The 17293-nt window shown below is 51.0% G+C and carries 10 protein-coding genes; 4 read left to right on the forward strand and 6 right to left on the reverse strand.

Going from position 1 to position 17293, the window contains the following annotated elements:
- The 4 genes from yfaE to ubiG all read right to left on the reverse strand — a co-directional run bounded on the left by yfaE (position 1) and on the right by ubiG (position 4998).
- Entirely contained in the window at positions 1–255 is a 255-nt protein-coding gene (gene yfaE / locus I6L54_RS09430; protein WP_005129393.1) for a class I ribonucleotide reductase maintenance protein YfaE, read from the reverse strand.
- The gene (gene nrdB, locus I6L54_RS09435; RefSeq protein WP_003834668.1) at positions 255–1385 is read right to left on the reverse strand and encodes a class Ia ribonucleoside-diphosphate reductase subunit beta; all 1131 of its coding nucleotides are present in this window, start codon (positions 1383–1385) and stop codon (positions 255–257) included. The genes yfaE and nrdB overlap by 1 nt, the downstream gene beginning before the upstream one ends.
- Before the next feature lie 111 nt (positions 1386–1496).
- Positions 1497–3782: a class 1a ribonucleoside-diphosphate reductase subunit alpha gene (nrdA, locus tag I6L54_RS09440; RefSeq protein ID WP_040230570.1), complete on the reverse strand. Its 2286-nt coding sequence runs from the start codon at positions 3780–3782 to the stop codon at positions 1497–1499.
- Positions 3783–4269: 487 nt separating this feature from the next.
- Positions 4270–4998, reverse strand: a complete 729-nt coding sequence (ubiG, locus tag I6L54_RS09445; RefSeq protein WP_005129389.1) for a bifunctional 2-polyprenyl-6-hydroxyphenol methylase/3-demethylubiquinol 3-O-methyltransferase UbiG — start codon at positions 4996–4998, stop codon at positions 4270–4272.
- A gap of 158 nt (positions 4999–5156) precedes the next feature.
- On the opposite strand from ubiG, the gene gyrA reads away from it, so the two are divergent.
- Complete coding sequence (gyrA, locus tag I6L54_RS09450) at positions 5157–7793, forward strand: DNA topoisomerase (ATP-hydrolyzing) subunit A (RefSeq protein ID WP_005129387.1); 2637 nt, start codon at positions 5157–5159, stop codon at positions 7791–7793.
- Positions 7794–7913: 120 nt separating this feature from the next.
- Entirely contained in the window at positions 7914–10760 is a 2847-nt protein-coding gene (gene rcsC, locus I6L54_RS09455; protein WP_005129385.1) for a two-component system sensor histidine kinase RcsC, read from the forward strand.
- 112 nt (positions 10761–10872) lie between these two features.
- Here the strand turns inward: rcsC and rcsB are convergent, their stop codons facing one another.
- Together rcsB and rcsD are read right to left on the reverse strand one after the other, a co-directional pair.
- A complete protein-coding gene (gene rcsB, locus I6L54_RS09460; RefSeq protein WP_003027592.1) occupies positions 10873–11523 on the reverse strand; it encodes a response regulator transcription factor RcsB in 651 nt (216 codons plus the stop codon).
- 16 nt (positions 11524–11539) lie between these two features.
- On the reverse strand, positions 11540–14209 hold the full coding sequence (rcsD, locus tag I6L54_RS09465) for a phosphotransferase RcsD (RefSeq protein WP_040230572.1): 2670 nt from the start codon (positions 14207–14209) through the stop codon (positions 11540–11542).
- Positions 14210–14950: 741 nt separating this feature from the next.
- On the opposite strand from rcsD, the gene I6L54_RS09470 reads away from it, so the two are divergent.
- Together I6L54_RS09470 and apbE are read left to right on the forward strand one after the other, a co-directional pair.
- On the forward strand, positions 14951–16051 hold the full coding sequence (locus tag I6L54_RS09470; protein ID WP_005129375.1) for a porin OmpC: 1101 nt from the start codon (positions 14951–14953) through the stop codon (positions 16049–16051).
- Between the two features lie 115 nt (positions 16052–16166).
- On the forward strand, positions 16167–17222 hold the full coding sequence (gene apbE, locus I6L54_RS09475) for an FAD:protein FMN transferase ApbE (protein WP_005129367.1): 1056 nt from the start codon (positions 16167–16169) through the stop codon (positions 17220–17222).
- Positions 17223–17293: the final 71 nt, after the last annotated feature.

Below are 17293 nucleotides of genomic sequence, written 5' to 3' on the forward strand. Positions count from 1 at the left end.
TTACAGCTCTATTTCAATATCCCCGTTTGCCCGGCAACAGCAGGGCAATATCTCACCCGGCTGAATAAAGGCCAGAGGTTCGGCAATCCAGTCAACCTGTCCCGCCACCAGGCGGGTACGGCAGGAACCGCAGTAACCTGCACGGCACTGATACTCGACTTCAACGTTGTGCGATTCGAGCGCGGCGAGCAGGGAAGGGTGTTCATCCTGGCACAGCAGTTGTGTGCCAGAGATGCGCAGAGTAACGCGGCCCATCAGAGCTGGAAATTACTCAGGTCGTCGGTATCAACTTCGGCGTCGATTTGGCCGACCAGGTAAGAGCTGACTTCGACTTCCTGCGGTGCAACCTGGACGTTATCGGATACCAGCCAGGTATTGATCCACGGGATCGGGTTCGAGCGTGTCTGGAATGGCAGATCAAGGCCAACAGCCTGCATACGGATATTGGTGATGTACTCAACGTACTGGCACAGAATGTCTTTATTCAGGCCGATCATCGAGCCGTCACGGAACAGATAATCCGCCCACTCTTTTTCCTGCAGCGCGGCCTGTACAAACAGGTCATAGCACTCTTGTTTACACTCTTCGGCGATTTCCGCCATTTCCGGATCGTCCACGCCGCTGCGCAGCAGGTTCAGCATATGCTGGGTGCCGGTCAGATGCAGGGCTTCATCACGGGCAATCAGACGAATGATTTTTGCATTGCCTTCCATCAGTTCGCGTTCCGCAAAAGCGAAAGAGCAGGCAAAGCTGACGTAGAAGCGAATCGCTTCCAGCGCGTTAACGCTCATCAGGCACAGATACAGTTTTTTCTTCAGTTCACGTAGGTTGACGACAACCGTTTTACCATTGACCGTATGCGTGCCTTCGCCCAGCAGATGCCAGTAGCTGGTCATCTCGATCAACTCATCGTAGTAGCTGGAAATGCCTTCCGCGCGTTTCTGGATCTGTTCGTTGGTGACGATATCGTCGAACACCACCGCGGGATCGTTCACGATGTTACGAATGATGTGGGTGTAAGAGCGGGAGTGGATAGTTTCGGAAAATGCCCACGTTTCCACCCAGGTTTCCAGCTCAGGGATAGAAATCAGCGGCAGTAGCGCCACGTTCGGGCTACGTCCCTGAATAGAGTCCAGCAGCGTCTGATACTTCAGGTTGCTGATAAAAATATGTTTTTCATGTTCCGGCAGTGCCTGGAAGTCAATGCGGTCACGTGAAACGTCGACTTCTTCCGGACGCCAGAAGAAAGAGAGCTGCTTTTCGATCAGTTTTTCGAAGATGTCATATTTTTGCTGATCGTAGCGGGCGACGTTCACCGGCTGGCCGAAAAACATCGGTTCCAGAAGCTGGTCATTTTTCGTCTGTGAAAAAGTGGTGTATGCCATTGATGTGAATCCTTTGTGGGATGAGCGCCGGAGGCGGTGCAAGCACCTTGTCCGGCCTACAAACCGTGCAATCGTAGGCCGGGTAAGCGTAGCGCCACCCGGCATCATTCATCAGATCTTACATGCGCCGCTTTCGCAGCCATCATCCTGAATGGATGGCACCAAATCGTCCTGAGAATCTTCCGCACCGTCACGGGTGTTCTGATAATACAGCGTTTTGACACCAAATTTGTAGGCGGTGAGCAGGTCTTTCAGCAACTGCTGCATCGGTACTTTTCCGGACGGGAAGCGCGACGGATCGTAGTTGGTGTTGGCAGAAATCGACTGATCGATAAATTTCTGCATGATACCTACCAGCTGCAGGTAGCCGTCGTTGTTCGGCATTTCCCACAGCAGTTCATATGCGTCGTGCAGGTGTTCGTAGTCCGGCACGACCTGACGCAGAATTCCATCTTTCGATGCTTTGATGCTCACGTAACCGCGTGGTGGTTCAATACCGTTGGTGGCGTTGGAGATCTGCGAAGAGGTCTCGGACGGCATCAGCGCGGAGAGCGTGGAGTTACGCAGACCGTGAGTTTTAATTGATTCGCGCAGGCTTTCCCAGTTGTAATGCAGGGATTCGCTGACGATAGCATCCAGGTCTTTTTTATAGGTATCGATCGGCAGAATGCCTTTCGCATAGGTGGTTTCGTTAAACCATGGGCATGCGCCTTGCTCTTTCGCCAGCTCGTTAGACGCTTTCAGCAGGTAATACTGAATGGCTTCAAAGGTTTTGTGAGTCAGGTTATTGGCGCTGCCGTCAGAGTAGCGTTTACCGTTTTTCGCCAGCCAGTAGGCATAGTTGATAACGCCAATACCCAGCGTACGACGCCCCATCGCACCGCGTTTGGCGGCCGGAATCGGATAATCCTGGTAATCGAGCAGCGCATCCAACGCACGTACCGCCAGTACGGCCAGCTCTTCCAGTTCGTCCAGACTTTCGATAGCGCCCAGGTTAAATGCGGACAGCGTACACAGCGCAATTTCGCCGTTTTCATCGTTAACGTCGGTCAGCGGTTTGGTCGGCAGGGCGATTTCCAGGCACAGGTTGGACTGGCGTACCGGCGCGACAACCGGATCAAACGGGCTGTGGGTGTTGCAGTGGTCAACGTTCTGAATATAGATACGACCAGTAGAGGCACGTTCCTGCATCATCAGCGAGAACAGCTCAACCGCTTTCACGCGCTGTTTGCGGATGCTGTCGTCGTTTTCATATTTTGTGTACAGGCGTTCAAACTCGTCCTGATCGGCGAAGAATGCGTCGTACAGGCCCGGAACATCGGACGGGCTGAACAGCGTGATGTCACCACCTTTCAGCAGGCGGGTATACATCAGCTTGTTGATTTGTACGCCGTAGTCCATGTGACGGACGCGGTTGCCTTCTACGCCACGGTTGTTTTTCAGCACCAGCAGGCTTTCTACTTCCAGATGCCACATCGGGTAGAACAGCGTGGCTGCACCGCCGCGTACGCCACCCTGAGAGCAGGATTTCACCGCAGTCTGGAAATGCTTGTAGAACGGAATACAGCCAGTGTGGAACGCTTCACCGCCGCGAATCGGGCTACCCAGCGCACGGATGCGACCGGCGTTAATGCCGATACCGGCACGCTGAGAAACGTATTTCACAATCGCGCTGGAGGTGGCGTTGATGGAATCCAGGCTGTCGCCGCACTCGATCAGTACACAGGAACTGAACTGACGGGTTGGGGTGCGCACGCCGGACATGATGGGGGTTGGCAGCGAGATTTTGAACGTAGAAACGGCGTCGTAGAAACGTTTAACGTATTCCAGACGGGTTTCACGCGGGTAGTTAGAAAACAGGCAGGCAGCGACCAGAATGTAGAGGAACTGTGCGCTTTCATAAATCTCACCGGTCACACGGTTTTGCACCAGATATTTGCCCTCTAACTGCTTCACCGCAGCATAAGAGAAGGTCATATCACGGTCGTGCACGATGAACGAGTCCATCTGCTTGAACTCTTCTTCCGTGTAGTCTTCCAGCAGATGATTATCGTATTTGCCCATTTCAACCATTTTCACCACATGGTCGAACAGTTTTGGCGGCTCAAACTCGCCGTAGGCTTTTTTACGCAGGTGGAAAATTGCCAGGCGAGCAGCCAGGTACTGATAATCCGGCGCGTCGCGGGAGATCAGGTCTGCAGCTGCTTTGATGATTGTTTCATGGATATCGGAAGTCTTGATACCGTCATAAAACTGAATGTGGGAGCGCAACTCGACCTGTGAAATCGATACGTTATTCAGTCCTTCTGCCGCCCAATCCAGAACTCGATGGATTTTGTCGAGATTGATGCGCTCTGTACTACCATCACGCTTTGTCACCAGCAGACTCTGATTCATGTGGTTTTTTACCTGTCCGTGAAAGAAAAAATATCCCCCATATTATCCACAGTGCCATGTTGTGACTAAGTCTGTGGATAAATACTATATGTAGGGGTTGTTTGATAAAATAGACGCTATATGGTGAGTATTCTAGTAGGGATTCTTTTCAGCACAAGAGTTGATTTTGAGGTTAAATTGAGGTTGCAAAAGGGTAAGAATCGCTAAGTGCGCGTCTTATAAGGCCTGGCGGGGATGTCAATAATTGAGAAAAAAAATAGAAAATTTGATCGAGTGCTGATTTCTTCATCTAAGGCAAAGAAAGTTCTTATGATCTGGCACAAAAATTGCCCTAAGGCGCCTACTCAGGATCAGTAGGCGATGCGTAATCACGTAGGCTGATAAGCGAAGCGTCATCAGGCGTTAAAGCCCGGAGTCGTGCCGGATGGCGGCGCTGGTGCGCTTTATCCGGCCTACAATCGAGCGTCATCAGGCCATGAGCGCCGGCTTATTCGCTTTTGGCGGTGGTATGCACCATATAGTTCACATCCACGCCGGGGCCCAGTTTGAAGGTGTTGGTAATGGGGTTGTAATGCAGACCAGTCATGTGACGCTCTTTCAGCACAGTCTGGTCAACCCACTGTAACAATTCAGCCGGCTTAATAAATTTTTTCACATCGTGCGTACCTTTAGGCACCATGCGCAGAATATATTCCGCGCCGACCACGGCCATCAACCAGGATTTACCGTTACGGTTGAGCGTGGAGAAAAATACTTCGCCGCCGGGTTTGACCAGTCTGGCGCAGGCTCTGACCACCGACTGCGGGTCTGGTACGTGTTCCAGCATTTCCATACAGGTGACGACGTCATACTGGTGCGCATATTTCTCGGCGTGTTCTTCGACAGTCTCCTGCACATACTCAACATGAATGCCACTTTCCAGCGCATGCAGTTTTGCCACCTGTAAGGGTTCAAACCCCATATCCAGGCCGGTGACCGTTGCGCCTTCACGCGCCATGCTTTCTGCCAGAATCCCGCCGCCGCAGCCGACGTCGAGTACCTTTTTACCAAACAGACCACCTGACCGTTCGGCGATATAGCCCAGACGCAGCGGGTTTATGCGGTGCAGAGGCTTAAATTCACCCTCAAGATCCCACCAGCGCGACGCGACTGCTTCAAATTTGGCAATTTCTTCATGGTCAACGTTGTGAGTTACCGGGGGTTTTTCGGCATTCATTGGGGCTTCTACTCCTAAATTTGCGATGCAAACGAGTATATCAGCCTGACGGGATGAATAAAGCCTCTGTCAGGGGGAATCCATTTACCTGAATCTTCACGTATGTGTTATAATTTGCGACCTTTGAATCCGGGATACAGTAGAGGGATAGCGGTTAGATGAGCGACCTTGCGAGAGAAATTACACCGGTCAACATTGAGGAAGAGCTGAAGAGCTCCTATCTGGATTATGCGATGTCGGTCATTGTTGGCCGTGCGCTGCCGGACGTCCGAGATGGCCTGAAGCCGGTACACCGTCGCGTACTTTACGCCATGAACGTATTGGGCAACGACTGGAATAAAGCCTATAAAAAATCTGCCCGTGTCGTTGGTGACGTAATCGGTAAATACCACCCTCATGGTGATACCGCCGTTTACGACACCATTGTTCGTATGGCGCAGCCATTCTCCTTGCGTTACATGCTGGTGGATGGTCAGGGTAACTTTGGTTCTGTCGATGGCGACTCCGCAGCTGCGATGCGTTATACGGAAATCCGTATGTCGAAAATCGCCCACGAGCTGATGGCTGACCTGGAAAAAGAAACGGTTGATTTCGTCGATAACTACGACGGCACTGAACGCATTCCAGACGTTATGCCAACCAAAATTCCTAACCTGCTGGTGAACGGTTCGTCCGGTATCGCGGTAGGTATGGCAACCAATATTCCGCCGCACAACCTGACGGAAGTGATCAACGGCTGTCTGGCATATATTGACGATGAAAACATCAGCATTGAAGGGCTGATGGAACATATTCCGGGTCCGGACTTCCCGACCGCAGCGATCATCAATGGTCGTCGTGGTATCGAAGAAGCTTACCGTACCGGTCGCGGCAAGGTATACATTCGCGCACGTGCAGAAGTTGAAGCTGACGCGAAAACTGGCCGTGAAACCATCATCGTGCATGAAATTCCGTATCAGGTGAACAAAGCACGCCTGATCGAGAAAATCGCCGAGCTGGTAAAAGACAAACGCGTTGAAGGCATCAGCGCGCTGCGTGACGAGTCTGACAAAGACGGTATGCGCATCGTGATTGAAGTGAAACGCGATGCGGTCGGGGAAGTGGTTCTGAACAACCTTTACTCCCAGACCCAATTGCAGGTTTCCTTCGGTATCAACATGGTTGCATTGCACCATGGCCAGCCGAAGATCATGAACCTGAAAGATATTATTGCTGCGTTCGTACGTCACCGCCGTGAAGTCGTAACTCGTCGTACTATCTTTGAACTGCGTAAAGCCCGCGACCGTGCACACATCCTCGAAGCGCTGGCGATTGCTCTTGCCAACATCGATCCGATCATCGAACTGATCCGTCGTGCACCGACCCCGGCAGAAGCGAAAGCGGCGCTGGTTGCTCGTTCCTGGGAACTGGGTAACGTCTCTGCCATGCTGGAACGTGCCGGTGATGATGCCGCGCGTCCTGAGTGGCTGGAGCCAGAATTTGGCGTGCGTGACGGCCAGTACTATCTGACTGAACAGCAGGCCCAGGCGATTCTGGATCTGCGTCTGCAGAAACTGACCGGCCTTGAGCATGAAAAACTGCTCGACGAATACAAAGAGCTGCTGGAGCAGATCGCTGAACTGCTGCACATTCTGGGCAGTGCCGATCGTCTGATGGAAGTTATCCGTGAAGAGATGGAGCTGGTTCGTGAGCAGTTCGGCGACGCACGTCGTACCGAAATCACCGCGAACAGCGCTGACATCAACATCGAAGATCTGATTAGCCAGGAAGATGTTGTCGTGACCTTGTCTCATCAGGGCTACGTGAAATATCAGCCGTTAACCGACTACGAAGCACAGCGTCGTGGCGGGAAAGGTAAATCAGCAGCACGCATTAAAGAAGAAGACTTTATCGACCGCCTGCTGGTGGCCAACACCCATGACACGATCCTCTGCTTCTCCAGCCGTGGTCGTTTGTACTGGATGAAGGTTTATCAGCTACCGGAAGCGAGCCGTGGCGCGCGTGGACGTCCAATCGTCAACCTGCTGCCGCTGGAAGCCAACGAACGTATCACCGCGATTCTGCCAGTACGCGAGTACGAAGAGGGCGTGAACGTCTTTATGGCGACCGCCAGCGGTACCGTGAAGAAAACGGCGCTGACCGAGTTCAGCCGTCCGCGTTCAGCCGGTATCATTGCGGTTAATCTGAACGAAGGCGACGAACTGATTGGCGTTGACCTGACGTCCGGTTCCGATGAAGTCATGCTGTTCTCTGCTGCCGGTAAAGTGGTGCGCTTCAAAGAAGACGCCGTTCGTGCGATGGGGCGTACCGCGACCGGTGTACGTGGTATCAAGCTGGCCGGGGAAGATAAAGTTGTTTCTCTGATTGTTCCGCGCGGTGAAGGTGCCATCCTGACCGTGACGCAGAACGGCTACGGTAAGCGTACCGCAGCGGAAGAGTATCCGACGAAGTCTCGTGCGACGCAGGGCGTTATCTCCATCAAAGTCACCGAACGCAACGGTTCCGTTGTGGGCGCAGTGCAGGTTGAGGATACCGACCAGATCATGATGATCACCGATGCCGGTACGCTGGTGCGTACACGCGTGTCGGAAATCAGCGTGGTAGGGCGTAACACCCAGGGCGTGATCCTCATCCGCACGGCGGAAGATGAAAACGTAGTCGGCCTGCAACGTGTTGCTGAACCGGTTGATGATGAAGAGCTCGACTCCATCGACGGCAGCGCTGCGGAAGGGGACGAGGATATCGCTCCTGAAGCTGAGAGCGACGATGATGCGGCAGATGACGCAGAAGAGTAATTAAGTTGTGATGAGAAGGGTCGGAGAAATCCGACCCTTTTTTATTGGCATTGCGACAAAAGACATTTACCGCTACCTTAACCACACTCTATTGATACCCTGAGGCGGAGCTTCGCCCCTTTGAAATACCTTGCTTCCGTTCATTCAACTCTAAAAGTCTCACGCTACCTGTTCAGAGCGCTGGCCTTACTGGTCTGGTGTCTGATTGCTTTTGCTTCGGTGTTCTACATTGTGAATGCGCTGCACCAGCGAGAGTCTGAGATCCGTCAGGAGTTTAATCTCAGCTCCGATCAGGCCCAACGCTACATTCAGCGTACTTCTGACGTAATAAAAGAGCTGAAATACATTGCTGAAAACCGATTAACGGCAGAAAACGGCGTGATGTCATTGCGGGCACGGGATGATAAAACCGTGGTGCCGAATTTTGAACCGCTGTTTGCCGATTCCGACTGTGCGGTGATGGGTAATGCCTGGCGTGGCTCGCTGGAGTCATTGGCGTGGTTTATGCGCTACTGGCGCGACAATTTCTCAGCGGCTTATGATTTGAACCGTGTGTTCCTGATCGGCAGCGATAACCTCTGTATGGCCAATTTTGGTCTGCGGGATATGCCTGTCGAACGTGACGAGGCGCTGAAAGCGCTGCATGAGCGCATCATTAAGTATCGCAATGCACCGCAGGAAGAAAACGGCAATAACCTGTTCTGGATAAGCCAGGGACCGCGTCCGGGGGTGGGGTATTTTTATGCACTGACGCCGGTCTATCTTGCCAATCGTCTGCAGGCGTTGCTGGGTGTGGAACAGCCGATTCGTATGGAGAACTTCTTCACGCCGGGCAGTTTGCCGATGGGGGTGACAATCCTTGATGAAAATGGTCATGCGCTGATTTCACTCACCGGTCCTGAAGGCAATATTCAGTCTGAACCGCGCTGGATGCAGGAGCGCTCGTGGTTTGGCTACACGCCGGGCTTTCGTAATCTGGTGTTGAAGAAAAACCTGCCGCCATCATCGCTCAGTATTGTGTACTCCGTGCCGGTCGATCTGGTGCTGGAGCGGATACGCATGATGATCCTGAATGCGGTTCTGCTGAATGTGCTGGTAGGTGCAGCGTTGTTTATGCTGACGCGCATGTATGAGCGGCGTATTTTTATTCCAGCGGAAAGCGATGCCCAGCGCCTGGAAGAGCATGAACAGTTTAACCGTAAAATTGTGGCTTCTGCACCGGTCGGTATTTGTATTCTGCGCACAATTGATGGCATTAATATTCTGAGCAACGAGCTGGCGCATACCTATCTCAACATGCTGACGCATGAAGACAGGCAACGGTTGACGCAAATTATCTGCGGCCAGCAGGTTAATTTCGTCGATGTGTTGACCAGCAATAATACCAATCTGCAAATCAGCTTTGTGCATTCACGTTATCGCAATGAGAACGTAGCGATATGCGTCCTGGTCGATGTGAGTGCGCGTGTGAAAATGGAAGAGTCGTTACAGGAGATGGCGCAGGCGGCGGAACAGGCCAGCCAGTCAAAATCAATGTTCCTTGCGACGGTGAGTCATGAATTACGCACGCCCCTGTATGGCATTATCGGCAACCTTGACCTGCTGCAAACGAAAGAACTGCCCAGCGGAGTGGATCGCCTGGTGACGGCGATGAATAACTCCTCCAGCCTGTTATTGAAGATTATCAGTGATATTCTCGATTTCTCGAAAATTGAATCCGAACAGTTGAAGATTGAACCGCGTGAATTTTCACCGCGGGAAGTGATGAGCCATATTACGGCCAACTATCTGCCGCTGGTGGTACGCAAGCAACTGGGATTGTACTGTTTCATTGAACCGGATGTGCCAGTGGCATTAAATGGCGATCCGATGCGCTTACAGCAGGTCATTTCTAACCTGTTGAGTAATGCGATTAAATTCACTGATACCGGCTGTATTGTGTTGCATGTTCAGTGCAGCGGCGACTACCTCAGCATTCGTGTGCGTGATACTGGCGTGGGGATCCCGGCCAAAGAAGTCGTTCGTCTGTTCGATCCCTTCTTCCAGGTGGGGACGGGTGTGCAGCGTAATTTCCAGGGGACCGGGTTGGGTCTGGCTATCTGTGAAAAACTGATCAGCATGATGGACGGGGATATTTCCGTTGATTCTGAACCGGGGATGGGGAGCCAGTTTACGCTGCGGATACCGCTGTATGGTGCTCAGTATCCACAGAATAAAAGTGTGGACGGTCTTGCCAGTACCCGCTGCTGGCTGGCGGTGCGAAACGCGTCACTCTATCACTTTATCGAATCCAGCCTCACGCGTACCGGGATGACGGTGCTGCGTTATGAGGGGCAGCAACCTGATGCAAATGATGTATTGATTGCTGATGATGTGTTGGATCAGGCGTGGCAGGGACGAGCCACGGTGATTTTCTGTCGTCGCCACATTGGTATTCCGCTGGAAAGAACGCCTGGCGAGTGGGTGCACAGTGTGGCATCACCGCACGAGTTGCCAGCGCTGCTGGCGCATATCTACAGCGTTGAACTGGGCAGTGAAGAGCTTTCCACCGCATTGCCAGCTCCGGACAAAGTGGGAGCCACAAACGATGACATGATGATTCTGGTGGTTGACGATCATCCGATTAACCGTCGTTTACTGGCCGATCAGTTGGGATCGTTGGGGTATCAGTGTAAAACCGCCAACGACGGTGTGGACGCGCTCAATGTGTTGAGTAAAAACCATATTGATATCGTGCTGAGCGACGTCAACATGCCGAATATGGATGGCTATCGTTTGACGCAGCGCATTCGCCAACTGGGGTTAACGCTGCCGGTGATCGGTGTGACGGCCAATGCTCTGGCGGAAGAGAAGCAGCGTTGTCTGGAGTCGGGAATGGACAGTTGCTTATCCAAGCCAGTAACGTTAGACGTGCTGAAGCAGACGCTAACGGTCTATGCGGATCGCGTGAGAAAAACGCGGGGATAAAAGAGGCAGGGTAGCGCTGTGTGCTTTATCCGGCCTACAGAACATACACAACGCTGTATTGTTCGTAGGCCAGATAAACGCGGTGCCATCAGGCAGATGATATGAAACCGAATTACTCTTTGTCTGACGGGCTTAACGTCACAGATGACAGATAATTCAGCAGGGCGATATCGTTTTCCACGCCGAGTTTCATCATTGCAGATTTTTTCTGGCTACTGATGGTTTTAATACTGCGATTGAGCTTTTTAGCGATTTCAGTCACCAGGAAACCTTCGGCAAACAGGCGCAGAACTTCACTTTCTTTCGGTGACAGGCGTTTGTCGCCATAACCGCTGGCGCTGATTTTTTCCAGCAGGCGAGAGACGCTTTCCGGGGTGAATTTCTTACCTTTTTGCAGCGCCGCCAGCGCCTTAGGCAGGTCAGTTGGCGCACCTTGTTTCAGCACGATCCCTTCAATGTCGAGATCCAGTACCGCGCTCAGGATGGCCGGGTTGTTGTTCATGGTCAAAACGATGATCGACAGGCTCGGGAAATGGCGTTTGATATATTTAATTAACGTGATCCCATCACCATATTTATCTCCCGGCATTGAGAGATCGGTAATCAACACATGAGCATCTAATTTAGGCAAATTGTTGATCAGTGCAGTGGAGTCTTCAAATTCGCCGACAACGTTCACCCACTCGATTTGTTCAAGTGATTTACGAATACCGAACAGTACAATCGGATGGTCATCGGCAATAATTACGTTCATAGTGTTCATGTATTGGGCTACCTTGCTACAGCAAGCTCTTGACGTAAACGTCAATGTCGCTGATGTACTTTTCTATACCTGGAGCATCTTTCTCTTGAATAAGATGTTCCAGCGCTTCACATAACTGCTTGCCGGGTACCAGATTAAGCATGGCAAACACGCCTTTCAGGCGATGGGCTGTTTGGGCTAACGCAGCGAAATCGCTGGTTGCTGCCTCAGTATACAACCTCTTAACATCATCCGGTACTGTGTCTACAAAGAGTGCATAGTAACCACTGGCATGAAGTTCGGCGTTTTCATCACCGCCGAGGGGGAGTTCCTGGATCTCTTCTTGCGCCAGTTGTTCTTCTATTAGCTCCAGAACAGCTTCCTGCATAGCATTGCTCATATTAAAGTTGACGCGCAGCTGACCGGGGCCAATTTTTCGCACGCCAGACTCATCATCGCTTAAAAGCAAGCCCGAGGCAGTAAGATTAGACGGATTATCAGTGATAAAGAGATCATATTCTTGACTATTCAGTCGCTCATCGGGCGTGATGCAGGTTGCTCCCCAGTTTTCCAGCTGACGCAATACAATGCTGCGTACGTCATTTGAGGTGACGTCAACCATCACACAGACGTCATCCAACAGCCGTTCTTCATTATCAGCATGTTGGTCATGCAGCGGCATCTTAACATGGACGATATAACGCGTTCCAAGTTCTTCCCGCGCTTTAATATTCAGATGTCCACCCAGTTTGCGCGCTAGCTGATCGCACAACCAGAACGTGAGTGGATTCGCTTTGCCATATCGATCGCTCTGCGTGTCATTACTGAACGGAAAGTGCAGGTTATCAATTTCATTCAGCGCGACGCCTTCCCCGGTATCCAGAATACGGAGGGTCAGACGCTCTGCCTCCGACTCATCCTGGTCGACGTCCAGCGTAATTTTGCCAATCTGCGTTGTGGTCACGGCATATTGGATTAGCAGCAGCAAAATACGACGTAGGGCATCGCGGTCGCCGCGGCGCTCATCATTGGCGCTCAGGTGATTTTTAATCAGCAGCTGTAACCCTTTACGCTTGATGGCGGGTAGCACTTCAGGTACCACGTCGTCAATTAACGCCTGCACGGAAAACAGCGTTGATTCACTTTTCCAGTCATCGCTTTCCAGAAGATTGGCCAACTGAATCTCATCGACCATACGTACCAGAACGTCTGCCTGGTTTGCCAGTTTGTGGCTGTCGGGCGTATTGAGTGCGGCAGCATTGATGGCCAGCGTTTTGGCAGGATCTTTCAGTGCGCGACCAATGTTTTGCATAAAGGCGGCGCGAGCCTGTTGGTTTTTCTCATACAGTCGCTGCGCTTGTTTCAGCTTTTTATTAACCAGCACTTCGCGGTCCTGGTCGCGAATGATAAAGATCTGCGTGCGGGCTGAGATCTGGCTGCGGAACAGCCTGATCTCATACAATTCATTATTGATTGTGGCCTGGATGACCCCCTGATGCTGCTCCGCCATGCTGGTGATATTTTGCAGATTTAAATGTGGCAGCAGGTGGTCGGCAATTTTATTGCTGATAACTGTGCGGTTGGATTCCTGGTCGTGAACCAATAACCCCAGCGGCAGCAGTGAAACAATTTCTTCATTGATTGCACGAAGCACCCGGAGTTCATTATTTGCGGCAAGGTTTGGCACCACTTCGTTTGAGCGGGCAGGGAGGTGGCGGAAAGTGGTATAGCCAAACAGCGCCAGCGCCAGCAGAGCGATGTTCAGTAACAGCGGCAGCAGAATGCTTTGCAGCGTATCAAGCAGTAATGAACCAAAGGGAACCTGCCAGACCAGTCGCATATCCGTTGAATTTAGCGCTGAGGAGATCTCAATCTTGCTATTGTTAAAGTTGATGCTGACGCTGTCAGGCGACTCTTTTTCACTGAGATGCTCAGACGTAGACGTGGCATCAGGCTCCAGGTGAAAACTGTCCAACTGCATGCCCGGCGGGATCAAATCATTAATCGGCAGGTCAAACGCGACCACGGTTGCCAGATGCCCTGGCTGATTAAAGGTTGTGCGTAACGTGAAGTAATGGCCGTTTTGCCAGACCAGTCGGCGAAGGGATGAGAAGCTTTCACGCTCATCGAGCGCATTGGCCTGTTGTAACATTTCAGCGCGGCGCGAATCGACAATATTGCCAATTGTCGATTCTTTAAAGCCGGAGGTGAGATCTTTCAGCGGCAACGTTGAGATAAGGATCAGGCTATTGTCCTGACCATTTAGGTAATACATTGACCACGGAACATTTTCCGCGCCCCACAGCGTATCCAGATAGGTGGAGATGCGTTGGGTCATCTCCAGCGTAGAACTATCATGCGAGCCGAAAATCAGCGCCTCGGTCTTTCTACGGGGTTTTTCAAGATAGTAGACATCTTGCTTGAGTCGGGTTTCCTGTAACCCGTCGGCAGTCGATGAGTTGGTTGTCGCTGCAATATTGTCATAGATTTGCCAGGTCACGTATCGCCAGGTATCCACCCTTTTATGAATTGCGTGGGTGATATCGACAATCTGATAGCTCTTATCTTTTAGCCAGGTGTTGACCGCGCTCTGGACCATCACGCCCATCATCACCAACAGCACAACGATGAGTAATAAGAAGAAACGGGTAATACTTCCCGGAAGCAGGGAGAATCGGGTAGAAGCCGTTGTGTCAGACTGACTCATTCGTGTTTATGACCTGTTAAAACGACGCTAAAGATGAAGGGGCAGTATAAAGGGTAATGTATGAATTGCCATACTTACGCAACATCTGCTGAGCTGCGTTTTTTATTGCTGTGTATCGTTGCCAGGCAGGCAATGCAAACGTGTACAGCCGGTCACTATCAGTACAAATAGAGGTATGAAACCTACAGATTTAGCATTAAATAACAAGAAATTATTTACCTGATTTATATGTGATGGTGAACAGGTGAGATAGTTAATAGTCGTTATAGTTTTTCATTGGTAGCACAGAACGGTGATGTTTGTGTAAAGAAGGGTAAAAAAAAACCGAACGCAGAGCATTCGGCTGAAATAGGGGTAAACAGACATTCATAAATGAATGACGGTAATAAATAAAGTTAATGATGATAGCGAGTCTATTTTAGTTGTGAGTGAAGATTTTGTTTTATCATTCAGTGCTATGGTTGTGTTTTGCGTAATTTATTGATTTATATATATTTTGTAATGATTCTTGACTATTCGTGCTTATTATCACCATTTTATTAATTAAAAAAAGTTCCCTTTTGTTAATATTTTGAAACATCTACATCGATAAATGAAACATCTTTAAAGTATTAGTATCATATTCGTGTTGGATTATTCTGTATTTTTGCGGAGAATGAAGTTGCCGACTGGTTAATGAGGGTTAGCCAGTGAGCAGTGGCATAAAAAAGCAATAAAGGCATATAACAGAGGGTTAATAACATGAAAGTTAAAGTACTGTCCCTCCTGGTACCGGCTCTGCTGGTAGCAGGCGCAGCAAATGCGGCTGAAATTTACAACAAAGACGGCAACAAATTAGATCTGTACGGTAAAGTCGACGGTCTGCACTATTTCTCTGATGACTCTACTAAAGATGGTGATCAGACCTATATGCGTATCGGCTTCAAAGGTGAAACCCAGGTTAACGACCAACTGACCGGTTACGGCCAGTGGGAATACCAGATCATGGGTAACTCCTCTGAAAACGAAAACAATGCCTGGACGCGTGTCGCGTTTGCCGGTCTGAAATTCGCTGATGCAGGTTCTTTCGACTACGGTCGTAACTACGGCGTGGTGTATGACGTCACGTCCTGGACCGACGTTCTGCCGGAATTCGGCGGCGATACCTACGGTTCTGACAACTTCATGCAGCAGCGTGGTAACGGCTTTGCAACCTACCGTAACACCGATTTCTTCGGTCTGGTTGATGGTCTGAACTTTGCCCTGCAGTACCAGGGTAAAAACGGCAGTCCGGAAGGTGAAGGCATGACTGGCGTGACTGGCAACGGTCGTGACGCACTGAATCAGAACGGTGACGGCGTCGGCGGATCTATCACTTATGATATCGGTGAAGGCTTCTCCCTGGGTACCGCGGTCACCAGCTCCAAACGTACTGATGAGCAGAACAAGCTGAACTTCGGTACCGGCGATCGTGCTGAAACCTACACCGGCGGTCTGAAATACGACGCGAACAATGTGTACCTGGCAGCACAGTACACCCAGACCTACAACGCAACGCGTGCAGGTAAACTGGGCTGGGCTAACAAAGCACAGAACGTTGAAGCTGTTGCGCAGTACCAGTTCGACTTCGGTCTGCGTCCGTCCGTGGCTTACCTGCAGTCCAAAGGTAAAGATCTGGACAACGGCTACGGCGACCAGGATATCCTGAAATATGTTGATGTTGGCGCGACCTACTACTTCAACAAAAACATGTCTACCTATGTTGATTACAAAATCAACCTGTTGGATGACAACCAGTTCACCCGTAATGCAGGTATCTCTACCGATGATATCGTAGCACTGGGTCTGGTTTACCAGTTCTAATCTGTATCTATTTCTATCAAAGGCCCTACGGGGCCTTTTTTAATGCCGTTTTTCTGACGTACAAACACTCTTTTTTGGTGTACTCTTGCGCCCGTTTTCATAAGGGTAATCACGTATGGATATGATTTTTTATCGTGCAGCGCTCGTGGCTGTAACACTCTTTTTTGTCGGGTGCGATGAGGCTCCGAAATCAACCCAGACCGCGCCATCAACCGCGACAGTCCTGGAAGGCAAAACCATGGGCACTTTCTGGCGGGTCAGTGTGGTTGGCGTGGATGCCAAACGTGCCGGAGAGTTGCAGGCGAAGATCCAGACTCAGCTCGATGCTGATGATCAACTGCTTTCTACCTATAAGAACGATTCTGCGCTGATGCGTTTTAACCTGTCAAAAAGCCTGTCACCGTGGCCGGTGAATGATGCGCTGGCGGATATTGTGACATCGGCGTTACGTATTGGCGCAAAAACCAACGGCGCGATGGACATCACCGTCGGTCCGTTGGTGAACCTGTGGGGCTTTGGTCCACAGCAGCAACCGCTGCATACTCCTGTACAGGCAAGAATTGATGCGGCAAAAGCGCAAACCGGGCTTTCACATCTGAAGGTTGTTAATGAGGCGCACCAGAATTATTTGCAGAAAGATCTGCCGGCGCTGTACGTTGATCTCTCCACCGTGGGGGAAGGGTATGCGGCTGATCATCTGGCGCGATTGATGGAACAGGAAGGGATCGCCCGCTATCTGGTTTCTGTTGGTGGTGCTCTGAGCAGCCGTGGAATGAATGCCGAGGGGCAACCGTGGCGTGTGGCAATACAGAAACCGACCGATCGTGAAAACGCGGTCCAGGCGATTGTCGATATCAATGGACATGGCATCAGCACCTCCGGTAGCTATCGCAACTATTACGAACTGGACGGAAAACGTCTGTCCCATGTTATCGATCCGCAAACCGGCCGTCCGATCGAACACAATCTGGTCTCTGTGACGGTGATTGCACCTACGGCGCTGGAGGCTGACGGTTGGGATACCGGGCTAATGGTGCTTGGCCCGCAAAAAGCCAAAGAGGTCGTGCGTCGCGAAGGGTTGGCGGTGTATATGATTGTTAAAGAAGGCGAAGGGTTTAAAACCTGGATGTCGCCGCAATTTAAAAGCTTCCTGGTCAGCGAAAAAAATTAAAAAGCAAGATTGCGGGTTTTTATAACCCACAATGCGGACACACTGAGGCTAAGCGCTATGCTTAACAAAGG

This window comes from Citrobacter pasteurii (assembly GCF_019047765.1).
GTDB lineage: Bacteria > Pseudomonadota > Gammaproteobacteria > Enterobacterales > Enterobacteriaceae > Citrobacter > Citrobacter pasteurii.